19 protein-coding genes and 1 pseudogene are annotated in these 15,760 nt (G+C 59.3%); 15 read left to right on the top strand and 5 right to left on the bottom strand.

Going from position 1 to position 15,760, the window contains the following annotated elements; translation table 11 throughout:
* Positions 1-103 precede the first annotated feature (103 nt).
* The 3 genes from HU752_RS20765 (at position 104) to HU752_RS20775 (ending at position 1,920) form a co-directional block, all read left to right on the top strand.
* The gene (locus HU752_RS20765; protein ID WP_225920042.1) at positions 104-976 is read left to right on the top strand and encodes a DNA/RNA non-specific endonuclease; all 873 of its coding nucleotides are present in this window, start codon (positions 104-106) and stop codon (positions 974-976) included.
* 183 nt (positions 977-1,159) lie between these two features.
* Entirely contained in the window at positions 1,160-1,390 is a 231-nt protein-coding gene (gene vapB, locus HU752_RS20770) for a type II toxin-antitoxin system VapB family antitoxin (RefSeq protein WP_186675902.1), read from the top strand.
* On the top strand, positions 1,387-1,920 hold the full coding sequence (locus HU752_RS20775; protein WP_217838495.1) for a type II toxin-antitoxin system VapC family toxin: 534 nt from the start codon (positions 1,387-1,389) through the stop codon (positions 1,918-1,920). The genes vapB and HU752_RS20775 overlap by 4 nt, the downstream gene beginning before the upstream one ends.
* Positions 1,921-2,158: 238 nt before the next feature.
* Here HU752_RS20775 and HU752_RS20780 read toward each other — a convergent pair whose 3' ends face one another.
* Positions 2,159-2,944 (bottom strand): AraC family transcriptional regulator, encoded by a 786-nt coding sequence (locus HU752_RS20780; RefSeq protein WP_186675896.1) that lies wholly within the window; start codon positions 2,942-2,944, stop codon positions 2,159-2,161.
* Positions 2,945-3,100: 156 nt separating this feature from the next.
* On the opposite strand from HU752_RS20780, the gene HU752_RS20785 reads away from it, so the two are divergent.
* The 8 genes and pseudogenes from HU752_RS20785 (at position 3,101) to HU752_RS20815 (ending at position 8,550) form a co-directional block, all read left to right on the top strand.
* Positions 3,101-3,892: an alpha/beta fold hydrolase gene (locus HU752_RS20785; RefSeq protein WP_186675894.1), complete on the top strand. Its 792-nt coding sequence runs from the start codon at positions 3,101-3,103 to the stop codon at positions 3,890-3,892.
* Between the two features lie 89 nt (positions 3,893-3,981).
* Positions 3,982-4,242, top strand: a complete 261-nt coding sequence (locus HU752_RS31990; RefSeq protein WP_225920191.1) for a transposase family protein — start codon at positions 3,982-3,984, stop codon at positions 4,240-4,242.
* Between the two features lie 14 nt (positions 4,243-4,256).
* Positions 4,257-4,535: pseudogene (locus HU752_RS31995) on the top strand (transposase); the annotation flags it as partial.
* An 85-nt stretch (positions 4,536-4,620) separates the two neighbouring features.
* Entirely contained in the window at positions 4,621-4,785 is a 165-nt protein-coding gene (locus tag HU752_RS32000) for a hypothetical protein (RefSeq protein WP_367616309.1), read from the top strand.
* 53 nt (positions 4,786-4,838) lie between these two features.
* Entirely contained in the window at positions 4,839-5,966 is a 1,128-nt protein-coding gene (locus HU752_RS20800) for a succinylglutamate desuccinylase/aspartoacylase family protein (protein WP_186675886.1), read from the top strand.
* 65 nt (positions 5,967-6,031) lie between these two features.
* Positions 6,032-6,805, top strand: coding sequence for an ABC transporter substrate-binding protein (locus tag HU752_RS20805; RefSeq protein WP_186675884.1), 774 nt, complete (start codon positions 6,032-6,034; stop codon positions 6,803-6,805).
* Between the two features lie 65 nt (positions 6,806-6,870).
* Positions 6,871-7,845, top strand: coding sequence for an ornithine cyclodeaminase family protein (locus tag HU752_RS20810; RefSeq protein ID WP_186675882.1), 975 nt, complete (start codon positions 6,871-6,873; stop codon positions 7,843-7,845).
* Positions 7,846-7,938: 93 nt separating this feature from the next.
* Positions 7,939-8,550: a helix-turn-helix transcriptional regulator gene (locus HU752_RS20815; RefSeq protein WP_186676138.1), complete on the top strand. Its 612-nt coding sequence runs from the start codon at positions 7,939-7,941 to the stop codon at positions 8,548-8,550.
* A gap of 63 nt (positions 8,551-8,613) precedes the next feature.
* On the opposite strand, the gene HU752_RS20820 is transcribed toward HU752_RS20815, so the two are convergent.
* Entirely contained in the window at positions 8,614-8,970 is a 357-nt protein-coding gene (locus HU752_RS20820) for a RidA family protein (RefSeq protein WP_186675880.1), read from the bottom strand.
* A 225-nt stretch (positions 8,971-9,195) separates the two neighbouring features.
* Here HU752_RS20820 and HU752_RS20825 point away from each other — a divergent pair, with 225 nt between their 5' ends.
* The 4 genes from HU752_RS20825 (at position 9,196) to HU752_RS20840 (ending at position 13,426) form a co-directional block, all read left to right on the top strand.
* On the top strand, positions 9,196-10,626 hold the full coding sequence (locus HU752_RS20825) for an amino acid permease (protein WP_225920043.1): 1,431 nt from the start codon (positions 9,196-9,198) through the stop codon (positions 10,624-10,626).
* Positions 10,627-10,671: 45 nt separating this feature from the next.
* The gene (locus tag HU752_RS20830; RefSeq protein ID WP_186675878.1) at positions 10,672-11,793 is read left to right on the top strand and encodes an aminotransferase; all 1,122 of its coding nucleotides are present in this window, start codon (positions 10,672-10,674) and stop codon (positions 11,791-11,793) included.
* 178 nt (positions 11,794-11,971) lie between these two features.
* Entirely contained in the window at positions 11,972-12,436 is a 465-nt protein-coding gene (locus HU752_RS20835) for a hypothetical protein (RefSeq protein WP_186675875.1), read from the top strand.
* A 474-nt stretch (positions 12,437-12,910) separates the two neighbouring features.
* Positions 12,911-13,426 (top strand): DNA/RNA non-specific endonuclease, encoded by a 516-nt coding sequence (locus HU752_RS20840; RefSeq protein ID WP_264084005.1) that lies wholly within the window; start codon positions 12,911-12,913, stop codon positions 13,424-13,426.
* Positions 13,427-13,449: 23 nt separating this feature from the next.
* Here HU752_RS20840 and HU752_RS20845 read toward each other — a convergent pair whose 3' ends face one another.
* Genes HU752_RS20845 through HU752_RS20855 form a run of 3 tightly spaced genes read right to left on the bottom strand, consistent with a single transcriptional unit; the run spans position 13,450 to position 15,730 of the window.
* Entirely contained in the window at positions 13,450-14,004 is a 555-nt protein-coding gene (locus HU752_RS20845) for an NADPH-dependent FMN reductase (protein WP_225920044.1), read from the bottom strand.
* The gene (locus tag HU752_RS20850; protein ID WP_186675872.1) at positions 14,001-14,558 is read right to left on the bottom strand and encodes a cupin domain-containing protein; all 558 of its coding nucleotides are present in this window, start codon (positions 14,556-14,558) and stop codon (positions 14,001-14,003) included. Before HU752_RS20850 ends, HU752_RS20845 begins: the two co-directional genes overlap by 4 nt.
* A gap of 56 nt (positions 14,559-14,614) precedes the next feature.
* Complete coding sequence (locus HU752_RS20855; protein ID WP_186676133.1) at positions 14,615-15,730, bottom strand: alcohol dehydrogenase catalytic domain-containing protein; 1,116 nt, start codon at positions 15,728-15,730, stop codon at positions 14,615-14,617.
* Between the last annotated feature and the right edge of the window lie 30 nt (positions 15,731-15,760).

The following is a 15,760-nucleotide window of genomic DNA, read 5'->3' on the forward strand; positions in this document are numbered from 1 at the left end:
AAGCGATAGGCAACCTTCCGACGAGGCTGGTTTACTATCGTGCTGCCCTGTCCTGGGCATTGCCGAATGGTTTTCCTGCACCTCAACTCAATGGAGCTTCATCGTGAATCGGAATCTACAGAAAACCGGCCTCTACCTGCTGCTGGCCCTGGTCAGCGCCTGTTCGACCGTTGAGACGCGCCGTACTGCCGAGACAGCGCCAGCTCCGGTACCCGCACCGGCACCGGCCCCGTTGCCTCAGGTCACTGGGTCTGCGCCGCAGAACGACAACTGCTCGGTGGGCTGCCCCACCGGCGGCAGCAACGTCACGTTGGTCAGGACCGCCTACACCCTGAACAACGATGCGCAGACCAAGTTTGCCAAGTGGGTGGCATATCGTGTGACCAAGGACACGCCCTACCCCAATCGCCCGCGCAACTGGAAAACTGATCCGGACATTCCTGCTGGCGAGACGCTGGACGATGCTGACTACGATCTGGCGCATGACACGCTGAAGACTGACCGCGGGCATCAGGCCAACCTCGCCTCCATGGCCGGCGTCAGTGACTGGCAGACGCTGAACTACCTGTCCAACATCACCCCGCAAAAGAGCGACCTGAACCAGGGCGCCTGGGCGAGATTGGAAGACAAGGAACGGACGCTGGTGAAGCAGCCAGGGATTGATTCGGTGTACGTGCTGACGGGTACGCTGTACGAGCGGTACATCGGTACCCTTCCCAGCACCACCAAACAGCACACCATTCCCAGTGGCTACTGGAAGATCATCTTCACCAACAGCACGCCGACCGAGGGGACCTTTGCCGCCTTCATCATGGACCAGGACACCCCGCGCGCAGCCAACTTCTGCAACTATCAGGTCACCGTTGAGGAGATCGAGCAGCGGTCCGGATTGAAGGTATGGACGACCTTGCCGGCGGCTGAACAGGCGGCGCTCAAGCCGGTTCATGGACAGTTAGGGAAGGACATCGGCTGCTAATAAAGGCATGGGGCGTGGGCATCCTCACCTTGGCCCTGCTTTGTCTCGGCAACAAGAACCTGTCTTTGAGGCTCGATCAGGCAACGACTCGCTGAGCGTGCAAGAGGACTAGCCAACCCGAGCATATGCCACAGGAAGCCACTAAATTATGTATAGGTTGAACCTAGGCAGGAGTCGTCAGACATGCGTACCGTCTCTATTTTCAAAAATGGCAAGAACCAGGCCGTTCGCCTACCCGCTGACATGGCTTACGATGGCGTGGGTGAGCTTGAAATTTCTCGCGCGGGTGATGTCATCACGCTGCGCCCTGCGCGACCATCCTGGTCGTCTTTCTCTGAAGTCGCAAAAGCTGATGCTGACTTTCTACAAGAGCGCCCAGCGGTCATCGGGGATGAAGGCCGGTTCAATTTGTGACCACCTACATGCTCGATACCTGTATCTGCTCATTCATCATGCGTGAACAGCCGGCGTCGGTGATACAGCGTCTAACGACCGAAGTTGAGCGAGGCAATCGGATTGTCATTTCCGCCATCACCTATGCAGAGATGCGTTATGGGCAGATCGGCCAAAAAGCATCGGCTAAGCATAAGCAGTTGGTCGACGAGTTTGTGAAACGCCTTGATGCGATCTTAGCGTGGGATCAGGACGCAGTGGATGCGACGATAGCGGTGAAATGCAAGCTCACCGAGTCAGGTTCGCCTATTGGGCCCAATGAGACGGCCATCGCTGGGCATGCCATCGCTTCTGGCTGCACGCTGGTGACGAACAACGTGCGCGAATTCAGTCGCGTTGCTGGACTTGATTACGAGGATTGGGTAGCGACCTCCCAAAGCGCAAGGGTGATCAACTGCTCGACGCCATCTTCAAGCCCAAAACATAGGCACGGTAGCGATGTCAGTCGCCCGACAGTGCTATGTCAAACCACAAGCGCCCCGCGAGGTTGAACACCGCCTTATCGAGGCGCTTGGCAGCGATTATCCCGATCTGCTCCCGGATCAGATTTGAAGCGCAGTGATTGAGGGTTTTCAAAAGGAATCTACCCCCATGCTTCACTCCATCCGTGCCGCTCGTCACCGGGCAAAGTTTGGTTCTTCGCCGATCTGCGGGGGGACGTGAGCGTGTTCCATCGCGCTTCCATTCGGCGACGTGAACTTTTAGAACCGGAGCCGAGCGGCTCCTTCCTCATGCCACGCGGCGTGCCTCCAAATACTGAGTCGGCGTTTCACCGAGCACGCGACGAAACGCGGATGAGAACGCGCTAGGACTAGCGTAGCCCAAGTCCAGTGCGACCCGGGTCACGGGTTGGCCTCCACTCAAACGCTCGATGGCCGTGAGCAGGCAGACCTGCTGGCGCCACTCGGCAAAACTCACGCCGGTCTGCGCGCGGAAAAGCCGGGTAAAGGTTCGCCTGCTCATTCCGACTTCGGCGGCCATCATGTCGAGCCCAACGGTAATCGACGGCGCATGAAACAGCCGCCGGCATGCGCGTGCGAGACGGGTGTCGCTCGGCAACGGTGCATGAAGTGACAGACGCGGCATTGACGCTATCTCCGCGACAAGCAGATTCATTAACTTGCCGGCACGTCCATCAACGTCATACATGGCCGGCAAATCGATGGCCTGCTCGAGCAAATGCTTGAGAAGTGCCGAAACACCGTAGACGCAACAATGGACCGGCAGTTGCTCGGCCTTCGCTTCTTCCAGTGACACGAAAGCGTTGAGCATAGTTACTGGCCCGCTCATCGTCATTTCGTGAGAAATACCGGCAGGTACCCAGCAAGCTCGCTGTGGCGGAACGAGCCAGCGCCCTTCGGGAGTCGCCACGCTGATCGTACCGCGAGAGGCAAACGCGAACTGACCGCGTCGATGCGCGTGTACTGGAAACGATGAACCAGCGTCGTAATCGTTCGCTGTCACGACCACGCTGCGCGGGATGTCTTCGAAGGGATCGAGCAAGGTATTTCGCATGGCCCAAATTCTACAGCTAATGGCCCGTTACTGAAAGCGGGCCTATACCGGTCAGCTTACGATCCACAGCATCTGTCGCGTGACCGAGCAATGCTGTCCGCGGAAAGTTCGCGTCGCGCGGAATGAAGACCACATCCCATTCACATCGGAGTCAATATGACTAATACATTTCACCGCGTGGGGAACGGCCCTCACCCCGTCCTCGTTCTTCACGGCTGGTTCGGTGACGCGCATTCGTTCGAACAGATTGAGCCCTGGTTGAATGGCCGCGCGTTCAGTTACGTATTCATGGACTATCGCGGCTACGGGGGCATGCAGAAGACGCGCGGAACGTACACGATCGATGAGATCGCATCCGACGCGCTAGCGCTTGCTGATACGCTCGGATTTCACGATTTCAGCCTGATTGGTCATTCGATGGGGGGCATGGCGATTGAGCGGATTGCGACACGTGCCCCCGATCGGGTGCGGGGACTGGTGGCGGTTGCACCTGTTCCTTGCGGCGGCATTTCGTACGATGTCGAGACGCGGCGCTTTCTCGAAGATGCCGCCGAGCACGTAGGCAATCGCAGAACCATCATCGATCGCAGCACCGGCGGACGGTTGCCCTCGTCCTGGGTCGAATGGAAAACGGAGTATTCAGTAACGCATTCCTCTCAGGAAGCGTTCGCTGCGTATTTCCATGCATGGGCAGATACCGATTTCAGCGACGAGATTGTCGGATGGCCTCCGGTGAAGGTGCTGGTGGGGGAACACGATCCAACATTCAATGCGGGGTTGATGGCCAAAACCTACCTTCGCCGATATCCCTATGCGACTGTTGAGATCCTGAAGAACGCCGGCCATTATCCGATGAACGAAACGCCGCTCGCACTCGCCATCGCTATTGAGTCGTACCTTGCCGACACCACCACGGTCGTAAATACCCACCTCGCGGCCGCTCGGTGATCGTGGTAAGGGACTGAGAGATCAATGTTGAAGCAACAGAGCCTGTTAATTGATGTTGGAGGTTGGGATGGCTATCGGTATCGGGAAAGTTGGGAGGAAATGCGAACGGCCAACGCTTTCGCATAATCCGGCTGGAACCGAACGTTCGCCATCGCAGGTACTGCAGTGCCTGTGGGCGCCATGCTAGCGCTATACATGATAGAACCGAGCGGAGGATTCGCGACCTACCAGTCTTTCAACCTCCGGTCGAGCTGATCGCATCTCGAGTGCGACTCGCATGTCGTCGGTGGGCCCTGAGCTCGAAGAGCGGGACTGGCTCGCCCCTTACGCTCGGGTCACAAGGCGGCTGACTGCGAGCGTGGACATGAATACCGCCTTCGATCTGGAGGTCCATACCCACGGCCCGCAAGCAGAAATGGTTTACGACCTATTCCACGGGGTAGCCAAGTCTGGACGGCAAGTCATTGACCGCGTGCGGGTGAATGACGCCAATCGACTGCGCGGCGACCGGTCGGCTCGCAAAGTAGTCAAATCCTCGCGTTGGTTGTTATTGCGCAATCGGGAGAACGTGACGCGAGAGGTCTACAAAATCCGGCTCGAAAAGGTCTTGGAGGCCAATCAAGCTCTGATGACGGTCTATGTGCTCAAGGACACCCCCCAAGGCACTGTAGGACTACCGTCATCCGGGTTACGCCTAGCGCTTCTGGCAAGACTGGTACGAGCGGGCGATGAGCAGCGGGATCACGCCGCTCAGCCAATTCGCCCTACGACTGAAGCCTTACCTTCCGGGCATCCTGGCACACACTCGTTGGCCCTTGGGTACTAATTTGGTCGAAAGTGTCAACAACCAGATCAAGGTAGCCACAACGACCTGGTCACTCGAAATTGATTGATGTGTACTTAAAATCCACTATAGACTTTCAGTACACAAACTTCGAGCCACCCCATGCCGACAACAACCCGCTTCGTGCTGCCGACCCTCACCCCCGGAAGCACCCATACGCTGATCAAGCACAGCTTCGGCCTCACGAATGCTTCGCGCAGTGCCTACCTGCAGGCGGCGACGCACGCCGACGAGCACCCAGGCCTGCTGGTGCTCCAGCACCTGATGGACGCACTGCTTGTGCTGGAGTCCCAGGGCAAGCTACTCGGTCGTATCGACGTGGTGCCCTATGCCAACCCCATCGGCTTCGGCCAGCAAGTCTTTGGGCAATTGGCCGGTCGCTACGACCTGGCCACCGGAGAGAACTTCAACCGCAATTTCCCGGACCTCACCAAAGTCCTGATACAGGGCCTGGAAAACGCGCCTGTGCCGTTCAATGACACCCGCGCCATCAAGGATCGTTTTGCTCGAGCACTGGCCGCTATCCACCCCGTCGACCCGCTGGGCGCCGGCAAGCACTGGCTGCTGACCCAGGCTCTGGAACACGACATCCTGTTGGATCTGCACTGCGATACCTCGAGCATCCTGCACATCTACGCCAACCTCAATCAACGCGAGCGCGCGCTGAACTTTGCCGCCGCTACCGGCACGCGGGCGGTATTCCTGGAAGACGAGGCCGGTGGATTGCCCATGGACGAAGCCTATGCCAAAGCGTGGAAGCCCTTCCTCGACCAACAACTGATCACCCCACAGCAGTTGGGCTTCTCCGCCACTCTGGAGCTTCGAGGCCAGTCCGATGTGGACGATGAACTGGCCGCCGAAGATGCCCGGGGCATTCTGCGATTTCTCCAACACGAGGGACTCATTGAAGGCGAGGAACCGGTGCTGGATGCAGCGTCGGTCATGGTTTACCCGCTCGAAGGCGTCTGTCACCTCAAGTCCCCAGCCGCCGGCATCGTGGCCTGGAAGAAAGCGCTCGGGGAAAGCGTGACACGAGGTGAGACCATCGCCGAAATCGTCCCCCTCGATCTCCAGCCAGGCGCCCCTCGTACGCCGGTCATCAGCCAGGTCACTGGCCTGCTGGTGGCACGGCATCACACCAAGCTCACTCGGACTGGGCAGAAGATCGGCATGCTCGCCGGCCAGGACCCTCTACCCGACCGCCAGAGCGGCAAGCTCATGGGTCTGTAAACCGGCCCATCGAGTGCTTCCGCCGTCCCCTCACTCACAACAATCACAACAACGAGGTAGCGTTCATGAGTAAGAAACATCTTTTGGCATTGGCGCTGATGATCGGCGCCGCCGGCGCACAAGCGGCCGACAACGGCTTGCGCATTGGTATCGAGGCCGCCTACCCACCGTTCGCCTACAAGCAGGCGAACGGTGAGCTGGCAGGCTTTGACTACGACATCGGCAACGCGCTGTGCAAGCAGATGGAAGTCAAATGCATCTGGGTGGAGCAGGAATATGACGGCCTCATACCGTCGCTCAAAGTGCGCAAGGTCGATGCAATCCTGGCCTCCCTCACCATCACCGAAGACCGCAAAAAGTCTGTCGATTTCACCGACCGCTACTACCGTAGTGCCGCACGGCTGGTCATGAAACAAGACCTCCAGTTAGGCAGCGACCTCAGCGGCCTCGCCGGCAAACGCATCGGCGTACAACGCGCCAGCATTCACGACCGTTACGCCACCCAGGTGCTGGAACCCAAAGGGGCCGTGGTGGTGCGCTACACCTCACAAAACGAGGTGTACCTGGACCTTCAGGCACAGAGACTCGATGGCACGCTGGCCGACGACGTCATTCTCGATCAGACCTTCCTCAAGAAGCCCATTGGCAAGGGCTTCGCCTTCAGTGGTCCGGCCTTCAACGACCCGGCCTATTTCGGCGACGGTGTCGCGATCGCCGTGCGCAAGGGTGACCAGCCACTGGCCGAGCGGTTCAACCGGGCGATCGCTGAAATCCGGGCCAACGGCACCTACCAGCAAATCAACAGCAAGTACTTCGATTTCAACGTCTACGGCGAATGACCCTCAACGGCTGCATCACCGGATGCAGCCGTTGTCCCCTGCAGCCCATTACCCGGATGTCAGCCATGCGCAATACCTCGATATCTCCGCTCATTCTCGACGATGAACGTGTTCGTACCCTCAGCCAGCACCTGGACGTACGTCAGGCGATGCATAACCTGTTTCGCGCCCTGGCGACCGGCCGTGCGATTCAACCCGAGCAGCAACAGGTAGGGCTGGCCAACAATGCGGACTTCATCAATTACCTGGGTGCCCTCAATGACGAATACGTCTACGGGGTGAAAACATCCCCCTACATCCCCACGGCGGATCGTCCTATCGTCACCGCCTGGACGCTGTTGATGTCGCTTCGAACCGGACAGCCCTTGTTGCTGACGGACGCGACCTACCTGACGGCCCTGCGTACCGCTGCCACCACGGCCGTCGCGGTTGAACACCTGGCTCCCGCCTCGGCCAAGCATCTGGTCATCATTGGCAGCGGAAGGCTGGCCGTGGAGCACCTGCGAGCCACCCTGGACCTGCGAGCCTGGGAGCGCATTTCGATCCACTCTCCCAACCTCGGCTCCATGCCGCCAGAACACCGCCAAGCCATTTGTAACCTGAGCGCCACCGTGGAACTGCACGAGGACAAATCAGCCGCCTTGAAGGAGGCCGATGTGGTCATGCTGTGCACCTCTTCAGCCAACCCGGTACTGAAACTGGAACAGCTGGACCGTCCCGCTCTGATTACCTCCATCAGCACCAATGCCTACCGTGCCCACGAGATAGCCCCACTGGTGCTCTCAGAGATGGATGTGTACTGCGACTACCGGCAAACCACCCCTGCCATCGCGGGCGAAATGGTTCTGGCCGCGCAACAGTACGCCTGGTCGACGAGCGCCATTGTTGGGGATTTGCCAGAGCTGGAAGCGGGCACCGCACCGCTGCCTGATTACCATCGCCCGGCCTTCTTCCGCTCCATGGGCCTGGGGCTCGAAGATGTGGCCATCGCCCTGGCGCTGTACCGGGCAGCTCTTTCATCCCCTCCCGAAAGCACTTGACCCCATCGCCGGGCGCCCTCGAAAATCGGGCGCATCGTGTCGGGCGGCGCCATCCAGGCACGCCGCCCGATCCCAAAGGACTTTGCTTCAGACATGAACAGCCTCGCCAACTACAAGGTCATCGCAGACTGCATCGCCACCCTGCTCTTCCCGCACGCCGAAGTCATCCTCCACGAGGTCAAAACCCAGACGGTCGTGCATATCGCCAACAACTTCTCCAAGCGCAAGCTCGGAGACGACTCGGCGCTGGAAGAACTGCCAGGGGAGCTCGATGGGGTCGACAGCCTTGGCCCCTATGAGAAGCTGAACTGGAATGGCCAGAAAATCCGCTCCATCACCAGCGTCCTGCGCGATACCAAGGGCAAGCCCGAGTATCTCCTGTGCATCAACACCAACTTCTCGGTTCTCGAGCAAGCACGCGATGCGCTGGATGCCTTTTTCCAGGTCAGTCGCCTGATGCCGCAGCCGGACGCGTTGTTTCGTGACGACTGGCAAGAACGGATCAACACCTTCCTGCATGCCTGGCTGGCCGAGCACCAACTGTCGCTCTCGACACTGAACATGAAGCAAAAGCGCGCCATGATTGAAGCGTTGCACAGCGAAGGGGCCTTCGACGGACGCAGTGGGGCCGACTATGTGGCCAATGTCCTGAACATGGGAAGGGCCACCGTCTACAAGTATCTGAAGGTGCTGCGCGGCAATTGACTGGCCTGCTGGTATGTCTGCATGGCCAGGCCGGGTGCGAGCGCTCCCGGCCTGGCTCCCGCCTCAGGCAGGCAGCGCCGCAATGATTGATATCTCAACCCGAAAACCCGGGTCAAACAGCTTGGCCTCTACCGTGGCACGCGCCGGTGCCGCGCCCTGCGGCACCCATTGGTCCCAGACGCGGTTCATGGCCTCGAAATCCGTGGCGATATCCTTCAGGTAGATCGTGGCGGACAGGATATGCGTTTTATCGGTGCCCGCCTGATCGAGCAATCGCTCGATATTGTCCAGCGTTTCGCGCGTCTGCTGCTCGGCAGAGCCCTCCAGGTCATTGGCCACCTCCCCAGAGAGATACACCGTGCCGTTGTGTTTGACGATGGCACTCATCCGTGTATCCGTCTGCAGCCGCTCTACGTTCATGTCATGAAACTCCTGATGGTGATTGAAGCTGAATCCAGACCCCCTCGCCAAGAGAACGCATAGCGGGGACGTGGAAAAGATAGTGCTCAGAAATAGACCATTTGTCTACCTGAGACTTTTAGGCTATAAATCACACCAGCAAGGAAATGATTTCGTCTGCCACTGGATCCGCGCAGTTCCTCCAGCACGACGTCCCCGCACCTGCGAAAGCGTGAGAAAACAACAATGACAATCCCCGTAGAACGCACCACACATCGGAACGAGTTCCGCAAGGACATGCAGTCCCGACACCTGATCATGTTGGCCATCGGCGGTACCATCGGCACCGGCCTGTTCCTGGCCTCCGGTTTTACCGTCAGCCAAGCCGGCCCCTTGGGTGCGGTCATTGCCTACTTCCTGGGCGCACTGATGATCTACAGCGTCATGACCTGCCTGGGTGAGCTGGCTGTACACATGCCGCAAACCGGCTCCTTCAGCTACTACGCGACCCGCTTCATTGGGCCTGCAACCGGCTACACCGTGGCGTGGCTGTATTGGCTGAGCTGGGCGGTCGCCATCGGCTCCGAGTTGCTGGGCGCTGGTGTACTGCTCGAACGCTGGTTTCCGGGCGTCCCCGTCTGGGCCTGGGCGGCCCTGCTGGGGGGGGTCATTACCATCAATAACCTGGTGTCGGTTCGCGCCTTTGCGGAAACCGAGTTCTGGCTGTCCCTGGTCAAAGTGATTACGGTCGTGGTGTTCATCGTGGTCGGCGCCCTGGCGGTGGCCGGACTCGCGGGAGACGCCGATCCTGCCACCACCGGATTCGCCAATTTCACCCGCGAAGGCTGGTTCCCTACCGGTTTCGGCTCGATCGGCCTGGCCTTGTTGGCGGTCGCCTTTGCGTTTGCCGGCACCGAGGTCATCGGCATCGCGGCAGGCGAAACGCAAGATCCGCAACGCAACATTCCACGAGCACTGCGAGCGACAGTGGCCCGTCTGGTCCTGTTCTTCATTGGCACCATTGTGGTCATCTGCCTGCTGCTGCCACGCGAGCAGGCCGGCCTGTCTGAAAGCCCCTTCGTGGTGGTATTCAGCCGGACAGGCATTCCCTATGCCGCGGACGTCATGAACTTCGTCATCATCACCGCGCTGGTCTCGGCGGCCAACTCCGGCCTTTACGCTGCCGCTCGCATGCTGTGGACCCTGGGCGACCAGGGGCAATTGCCCAAACTGTTCGCCCGGCTGACCCGACGCGGCACACCGGTCAATGCCATTCTGTTCAGCATGCTGGGGGGCGTGGCCGCCTTGATGAGCAGCCTCTGGGCTGCCGAGACCGTCTATATGCTGCTGGTATCGATTGCCGGTTTTGCCATCGTCGCCGTGTGGATCAGCATCGCCGTCTGCCAGATGCTGTTTCGCCGTGAATACCTGCGCCAAGGCGGTCGTCTTGACGACCTGGTGTACAGGGCTCGCTGGTATCCATGGGCTCCGCTGATTGCGCTGGCGTCCTGCCTGGGCGCCTGCATCGGCATCGCATTCGACCCCGAGCAACGCATAGCGCTATACGTCAGCCTACCCTTCATCGCGCTCTGCTACGGCTGCTACTACGCCCCACAGCTACTACGCGGCTGGACAGGGCGACGCAACGCCCATTCTGCCTTACGCGAGCTGTCCTGACTTTCATCAACCCTCCCTGCAAACCATCAACAACAAGAGTGCTCTATGAAGATCAAAGAATTCGGCGTTGAAATCTGGATGAACGCCTACGAAACCAAGTGCGAGTACAACCTGGCAGAAACCTGCGTCGAATCCATTACGATCGAGCAACTGCTCGAGATGGCCGGTAAGAAAGACAGCATCCTGGCTGAACTGCTGCCGATGAAGATGACCTACGGCGCCATTGAAGGCTCAGACCGCCTGCGCCGTCTCGTCGCTTCGCTGTACGACAACCAGAAACCCTCGAACGTCATCATCACCCACGGTGCAATCGGCGCAAACGCCCTGGTCCATGAGACCCTGGTTGAACCGGGGGATCATGTGATTTCCGTCGGCCCGACCTATCAGCAACACTATTCGATTCCGGAAAGCTACGGTGCCGAGGTTTCGATCCTGCGGCTGCGCGAGGAAAACGCCTTCCTGCCGGACCTGCAAGAACTCAAAGGCATGGTGCGCAGCAACACCCGCCTGATCGCCCTCAACAACCCGAACAACCCTACCGGCTCACTGATGGATCGGGCCCTGCTGCAGCAGATTGTTGAAGTCGCTCGTTCGGTCGATGCCTGGCTGCTCTGCGATGAGGTCTATCGCGGGACCGATCAGCACGGCAACGGCTACACCACCTCGATCGCCGATCTGTACGAGAAAGGCATCAGCACGGCGAGCATGTCCAAGACCTACTCCCTGGCCGGCCTGCGTCTGGGCTGGATTGTCGCGCCCGAGGAACTGATTCACGCGGTGTCGATTCACCGTGACTACAACACCATCAGTGTCGGCATGTTGGATGACCACTTCGCCTGCATTGCCCTGGAAAATCGTGACAAGATCCTGGCCCGCAACCATGCACTGACTCGCGGCAACCTGGAAATTCTGGATGCCTGGGTCGCCAGCGAACCGAAGGTCAGCTATGTGAAACCCAAGGCGGGCACCACGGCGCTGCTGAAGATCGCCGTAGACATGTCGTCTCGTGATTTCTGCGTGCGCCTGCTTGAAGCCAAGGGCGTAATGTTCACGCCTGGCAGTGCCCTGGATATCGAGGGATATGTGCGCATCGGCTATGCCAACAGCGCCGAGGTGCTGAAGGAAGGACTCGCCAAGGTGTCTGAGTTCCTTAAAGAGGTCGGTTAACATAACCAAGGAGGGTTTGCCAGCCAAACCCTCCGTGCACCCAACCTTTATTGCAGTGCATCAGGGGACCTTCGCGAGCGGTCCCCTTCCACACAAAGCAACACACCATCCCCAGCGGCGATCAGCCACCTGAAGCTCAATGATCGACAGACGTTTATTTCAAAAGGAATCTGTACCCATGCTTCACTCCATCCGTGCCGCTCGTCATCAGGCAAAATTTTCTCGCAGTGCCTGCGCCTGGTTGATGGTCGATGGCATGGGCATCGAGCAGTGGGTCGCCCAGCACCTGGATTACGAGCTGGCGGCAATGCTTGGGCTGTCGCTGATTTGGTTACTGGAGGAAGAGGAGCAAGAGCTGGCCAAACGCCGCTTCGCTCCAGGTGAGGACGGCACCTCAACACTGGTGCCCCTTCTCGTCTGCGCCGATGACATGGATTTCGACTGCACGGTGCTCATGGTTGAACAGGTCGTCGCCAATGACACCGTCACCTGGGTACGGTTCGGGCTCAGTGTTTCAGGTGGGCTCGAAGTGGGCGCGCAAACTCGGTGGATGGAGAACTGCCAGCCGGTGTCATTTGCCCTCTCGGCATTTCAGCAGGCGCTTGAGGACTTCGAAGTCATCCTCTCCCATCCCACCAGTTGAGCGTTGGATGCGCCCAGCCCGAAAGGCATCCATCTGCTGACGGCTCAGAGCCCTACCCCGAAACAGGTCAAGCTTGAGTTTTGCGCTCACTCGCTAGAGACGCTCTCGCTCTCAATTGACTTCCGCCCCAAAAAGCCAGCGCCGCCAAGGCGAGGGGCACCCATCCAAGGAGAACATTCTGGACGAATCCCCCGGAGACTATACCCATGGTACCCAGGATGATTCGCATGAGTCCTGAGTATGTCCACACCCCCCCATGACGGTCAGAATCCAACCAAATAGGCGCATGGCAACTCCCTTGCTTGATCATTGAACGACGGCAAGACGCGATCTTGGCTGACGGAAAGAAATAAGTCGTAGCAACAAGCCACCATCCTCAGGCTCGTCTCGCAATCGACATCTGGACCGGGCCGTCCACTCATACCTGCTGCTGAGACGCTGGACGATGCCGACTACAAGCTGGCCAATGAAACGCTGAAGACCGACCGCGGGCATCAAGCGAACCTCGCCTCCATGGCCGGTGTCAGTGACTGGCAGATGTTGAACGAGTTGAACAACCTGTCCAACATCACCGCGCAGAAAAGTGACCTGAACCAGGGTGCCTGGGCACGACTGGAAGACAAGGAACGGACGCTGGTGAAGCAGCCAGGGATTGGTTCGGTGTACGTGCTGACGGGTACGCTGTACGAGCGGTACATCGGTACCCTTCCCAGCACCACCCAGCAGCTACCCCTCCCCAGCGGCTGCTGGAAGATCCTCTTCACCCACAGCACGCCGACCGAGGGGACCTTTGCTGCCTTCATTCTGGATCGAGACACGCCTAGTGCGCCAGCTTCTGCATCACCAGGTCACCGTTGCGTAGATCGAGCAGCGGTCCGGATTGAAGGTCTGGACGACGTTGTCGGCGGCCGAACAGGCCGCGCTCAAGCCAGTTCGTGGACAGTTAGGGACGGAGATTGGCTGCTAGGTGCTCAGTTACACCACGTCTAGGGGCACGAGCCGACTTCACATACTCAACCAGACGCCGCACATTCGATCAGACGGTTCACCCCCTCCAATAGAAAACGGCGCGACACCTCGTCGATCAGCCGCCCATCACGAACCTTGCTACCTACGTCACCAATGACGATCTGCGGATACACCACTTGCCGTGCCTGCATGGCACAGAGCGTTTCATTGAGCTGCTGATGCGCCCGCACACCGCCGGTAAAGGCAGGAGATGCCGTAAACGTGAGAACTGCGCGCCCCCTGAGCACCGACTGTCCATGCGGCCGCGACAACCAATCCAAGGCGTTTTTCAACACACCCGACATACCATGGTTGTACTCTGGAGAACCGATCAACACACCCTCGGCACGCGCCACGGCCTCGCGCAGCGCCAATACGGCCAACGGTGTGTGATCACCCTCGCAATCCTCGTTGTAAAGTGGGATCGAAGCGAGTTCATACAGTTCCAGTTGAACCCCTCCTGGCAAATGCTCAGCGACCGTACGCAACACCGCCGTGTGTGACGACTTCGAGCGCAGACTACCGGAGAGCCCCAACAGGGTCATCGGCCGGTTCATCATGCAGGCCCCTGCGTCGTGTCGGCCCGCGGGGCGAGGCCCTGCATGAACACAGCCGCCTTGGCCACACTGCCGGACTTGTTGCGCCAGGCATGGCGAGTACCGTTCTGTATGACCACATCCCCAGCGCTGACCCGGCGTTGCTGCCCCTCATCCAACTCCAGCCACAGCTCCCCTTCAAGCATCACCACGTAGTCCACCGTTAGTGTGCGGTGCATCGCCGGGTCCTGCTGTTCGAAGCACTCGAGCAGGCCGGGCATGGCCGCGGACATCTGTGCAAACGCACGATCCGGATCCAACGGTGCTCCCATGACAGTGTCCGGGGGCAAACTGATCATGAGCATCGACGAGCCACCCGGAAAGGGAATCAGCGAGCCGTTATCCAGGGTGCAATCACCGGTGCCCCCCAGAGACGCGGGGGTATCGTTGCGCCAGACCTGAGTGAGCCCATAACCGGGCATATCGATAAAATCCGTGGCCCTGGGTGCTGGCTCGTCGCTCACGAAAACCGAGCGACCCAGTGCATCGTGGCCTGTAACGATTCTGCGTACGTGCATCGTCTTTCCTCTTGGCATACGGCGACCATCCGGGGGCCAATGCCCCCGCTGGCCAGTCAGGGGCGAATGACAAAATTACCGAAACCACCTTTGCGGTTCTCAATGCCGCTGATTGCTTCGTTCACCTGTTCCAGCGCGAACACACTGTGTTCGAAGAACGAAAGATCCAATACACCGGACTCCACCATATCTGCCATGGACTGGCCCTGGGCAGTGGTGAACCAGGCCGATCCGCTGATCTGGATATCGTTGTCCATGATCCAGTGCAGGTCGATCGGCACCTCACCGGCAATAGCACCGATGTTGACCAGGTGGCCGCCACGACGCACCGACTTCAACGCCTGCACCAGGCTCTCATGGGGAGCCCCCGGGCCGAGGGCATCGATGGCCACGTCGACCCCCTCTCCCCCGTTAATGGCATGCACCCACTGCTGGGTAGGCACACTGCCCAGGGTATGGATTTCAATGCGCCCCGGCGCGGCCAGATCCTTGACCTTCTGGAACAGTTCCTGATTGCGGGCCGTGCCAAGAATCTTGCGCGCCCCCATCGCCAGCGCCAGCGCGACAGCGCCCAGCCCCAACGTACCGCTGATCCCATTGATCAGCACGGTGGAACCCGGGCCGACATTCGCCCGAAGCAACGCCTTGTAGGCCGTGCCCAGGTACCCCAGGCGCGCGGCAGTATCGAACTCAAGGTTATCAGGCAATTTCACCAGGCTGTATTGAGGTGCCGGTATGTACTCGCACAGCCCCCCGTAAGGGTAATCCTCAAACATGCGTGGGCTTTTCGGGGTGAAGCCGAAATATCCATTAAACGTGTAGGCGCTGCAGGCAATGGTGTTGCCAGCACGGCAGGCACGGCACGAGCCACAATGTCGTCCAGGGTTCACATAGACCCGATCTCCCACCTTGAAGTCATAAACCTGCTCCCCTACCGCCTCGACCACTCCCGCCGGGTCAAGACCAAACACGGCCGGCAGCTTGGGCAGTGGGTTCTGCGGAAACCAGTTGACCCAGTTGGTCAGGATGTTGTGCAGGTTGGGCACGATGCCACAAGCCTTGACCTTGACCAGGACCTCGGTGGGACGAATCCGGGGGACCGGTAATTGTTCAATGACCATGGGTTTACCCCCTTCATACAGGCGGGCGGCACGCATCGTTTTTGCAGTCATGATGTTCTCCAACACATATTGTTTTTGTAG

The organism is Pseudomonas vanderleydeniana (assembly GCF_014268755.2).
In the GTDB taxonomy this organism is placed as follows: domain Bacteria; phylum Pseudomonadota; class Gammaproteobacteria; order Pseudomonadales; family Pseudomonadaceae; genus Aquipseudomonas; species Aquipseudomonas vanderleydeniana.